The following is a 3,406-nucleotide window of genomic DNA, read 5'->3' as shown; positions in this document are numbered from 1 at the left end:
CGGTTGTGTTGGGAGCCACCGGCATCGACGTCGGGGCCTCGGTCCAGAATCCCCGTCCAGCCCAACGCGCGTAACCGCGGTTCTGCGTCGGTCCAGAACATTCCGGTCACGTCGGGCATGATGAATTGGTTGCCTTTGGACACCTGCAACTCGATCACCGTGTCGACCGGAACATTAGCTCCCGCAGGCGGATTGGTGCCGATCACCGAGCCGGCCGGCCGGGGACTGTCGACGGCTGCCTGAGCGAACTTGGAGAACCCGTACACCGTCAGATTCTTCTGCGCCTCGTCGGCGGCCTGCCCGGCGACGTCGGGCACCTGCTTGCTCGACGGGCCCGAGCCGACGATCACGGTGATCTCGTTGGTGATCGCCGACGTCTGGTTGGCCGGCGGGTTGGTACCGATGACTTTGTCTTTCGTCTCCGGCGTCGACGGCGAGTTGACTTGTTTGAACCGACTAAAGCCCGCGGACTTCAGCTTCTTCACCGCCGCGGCGTAGCTCAGCGAGGAGACGTCCGGCACCTCGCGCTGCTCGGGCCCGGTGGAGACCTCGACCGTGATCAGCTCGCCGGCACCGACTTTCACGTTGGCGCCCGGGTCCGTCCCGATGACATGGTCGGGTTGGACGGACGAGTCGGGCTTCTGCTGGGTGCGGGTCTTGAAGCCGTGGTTCTGCAGGGCGGCGATCGCGTCGGCCGACGCCTGATTGCGTACGTCGGGCACCTGCACGTTGCGCATGCCGCCGCCGAACGTGTTGATCAGGATGGTGACCACGACGGTCAGCACCGCCAGCGCTGCAACGGCGATCACCCAGCGGCTCACCGAACCGGGACTGCGCTCGCGGACAAAGTCGAGCTGCTGGCGGGGCAGCGGATTGGTCTGCGCTCCCGCCGGGTCGTTCGAATGCGGCGTGGCCATCAGCGACGAGCGCTCGGCCTCAGTGAGGATCTTGGGTGCCTCCGGCGGCTCACCGTTGTGCACCCGGACCAGATCGGAGCGCATCTCGGCGGCCGTCTGGTAGCGGTTCTCGGGGTTCTTCGCCAGCGCCTTGAGCACGACTGCGTCCAGGTCGGCGGGGATGCCCTCATAGCGCAGCGACGGCGGCACCGGATCTTCGCGGACGTGCTGGTAGGCCACCGCGACCGGCGAGTCGCCTACGAAAGGTGGTTCGCCGGTAAGCATTTCGTAGAGCACACAACCCAGCGAGTACACGTCGGAGCGGGCGTCGACGGTGTCGCCGCGAGCCTGCTCGGGCGAAAGGTATTGCGCGGTGCCGATCACCGCGGCGGTCTGGGTGACGCTGTTGCCGCCGTCGGACAGCGCCCGCGCGATACCGAAGTCCATCACCTTGACCGCGTTGGTGGTGCTGATCATGATGTTGGCCGGCTTCACGTCGCGGTGGATGATGCCGTGCTGGTGGGAGAAATTGAGTGCCTGGCAGGCGTCGGCGATGACCTCGATGGCGCGGGTCGGCGTCATCGGACCGTCGGTGTGCACGATGTCGCGCAACGTCACACCGTTGACGTACTCCATCACGATGTAGGGCAGCGGCCCGGCGGCCGTCTCCGCCTCGCCGGTGTCGTACACCGCGACGATCGCCGGGTGGTTGAGCGCCGCCGCGTTCTGCGCTTCCCGCCGGAAGCGCAGGTAGAAGCTGGGGTCGCGGGCCAGGTCGGCGCGCAGCACCTTGACCGCTACGTCTCGGTGCAGCCGGACATCCCGGGCCAGGTGGACCTCGGACATGCCACCGAAGCCGAGGATCTCACCGAGTTCGTAGCGGTCGGACAGGTGCTGCGGGGTCGTCATTGCGGTTTCTCGTGTTGGGACACCACCGCGAAGGAGAAGGTCAGCGATGGTGCCCGCCTGGGTGTGAGCAGCTGGCATTGCCCTCCAGGATTACCCGCCGCCCCCCGGTACGTCCAATTAGTTGGATGTGCCGGCGGCGACTCAGACTTGCTGGGCGGTGCTCCGGTGTCGGTCACGGTGGGTGTGGAGGGTTGCTGCTGCGAATTGTTGTTGTGCGAGTTCATCACGATCAGAATCGCGATGATGATCGCCAACGCGCCCAGGACGCCGGCGGCCCACAGCAGCGCCCGCTGACCGGATGAGAAGGTGCGGCGCGGGGGCGGAGTGCGGTGACCGCCGGTGGTGGGCCGTACGCGACGGGCGGCGGGCGCTCGGGTGGTGGCCGCGGCCGCGGCTCGGGTTGGGGTGCCGGACGGAATGGCCGCCGGTGTGGCACGTGCCCCACCCGCGGCCTGGTTGGGCCGTGGTGGGCGGCGGCCGGCGCGGACGGCGGCGACAGCGTCGGCGAACGGTCCCCCACTGCGGTAACGCATGCCGGGGTTCTTGACCAGGGTGATCTCGATGAGCTCGCGTACGTTCGGCGGCAGGTCGGATGGCAGCGGCGGCGGCGGTTCCTTGATGTGCTTCATCGCCACGGTCAACGCACCGTCGCCGGTGAATGGCCGCTTACCCGAAATCGCTTCGTAGCCAACCACTCCCAGCGCATACACATCGCTCGATGGGGTCGCGTCGTGGCCCAGTGCCTGCTCCGGAGCGATGTACTGGGCGGTGCCCATCACCATGCCGGTCTGAGTCACCGGGGCGGCGTCGACGGCTTTCGCGATGCCGAAGTCGGTGATCTTCACCTGACCGGTCGGGGTGATCAGGATGTTGCCCGGCTTGACGTCGCGGTGCACCAGGCCGGACGCGTGCGCGACCTGCAGCGCCCGTCCGGTCTGCTCGAGCATGTCCAGCGTGTGCCGCAGCGATAGCCGGCCGGTCCGCTTGAGCACCGAGTTGAGCGGCTCGCCGTTGACCAATTCCATCACCAGATAGGCGGTGCGCCCTTCGCCCTCCATCTGGGTCTCGCCATAGTCGTGAACGCTGGCGATGCCGGGATGGTTGAGCATCGCGGTGGTGCGCGCCTCAACCCGGAAGCGCTCGATGAATTCAGAGTCTTGGGAGAACTCGGCCTTGAGCACCTTGACGGCGACGCGGCGTCCCAGCCGGCTGTCGACGGCTTCCCATACCTGGCCCATGCCCCCGGTAGCAATCAAGCGTTGCAGGCGGTAGCGGCCAGACAGCGTCACACCTACTCGCGGGCTCATGGTCCTCCCTGCAGCGCGGCCTCGATGACCGCGCGCCCGATCGGTGCGGCAAGCGCGCCTCCGGTCGCCGATAACCGGTCAGCGCCGTCCTCTACAAGCACCGCGACGGCCACCTTCGGAGCCTTCGCGGGCGCAAAGGCGATGTACCACGCGTGCGGTGGTGTGTGGCGCGGGTCGGTGCCGTGCTCTGCGGTACCAGTCTTGGATGCGATCTGCACGCCGGGGATCGCCCCTTTCTGCTGAGTGACATTCTCGGCGCCGACCATTAACTCAGTTAGCTTAGCCGCGACCTGC

3 protein-coding genes are annotated in these 3,406 nt (G+C 67.3%); all 3 read right to left on the bottom strand.

Annotation, left to right across the window (positions count from 1 at the left end; translation table 11 throughout):
- Nucleotides 1-1,805: Stk1 family PASTA domain-containing Ser/Thr kinase (gene pknB, locus VN856_RS03775; RefSeq protein ID WP_325686282.1), on the bottom strand; the 1,805-nt coding region annotated here is incomplete at its 3' end.
- A complete protein-coding gene (locus VN856_RS03770) occupies nucleotides 1,802-3,112 on the bottom strand; it encodes a serine/threonine-protein kinase (RefSeq protein ID WP_325686280.1) in 1,311 nt (436 codons plus the stop codon). The genes VN856_RS03770 and pknB, both read right to left, overlap by 4 nt.
- Nucleotides 3,109-3,406 (bottom strand): penicillin-binding transpeptidase domain-containing protein (locus tag VN856_RS03765; RefSeq protein WP_325686278.1); only part of this gene is annotated, 298 nt, incomplete at its 5' end. The genes VN856_RS03765 and VN856_RS03770, both read right to left, overlap by 4 nt.

Origin of the sequence: Mycobacterium sp. (assembly GCF_035603715.1) — a bacterium.
Classification (GTDB): domain Bacteria; phylum Actinomycetota; class Actinomycetes; order Mycobacteriales; family Mycobacteriaceae; genus Mycobacterium.
The sequence above is the reverse complement of the archived record's forward strand: the minus strand, read 5'-3'. Positions and strand labels throughout refer to the sequence as shown.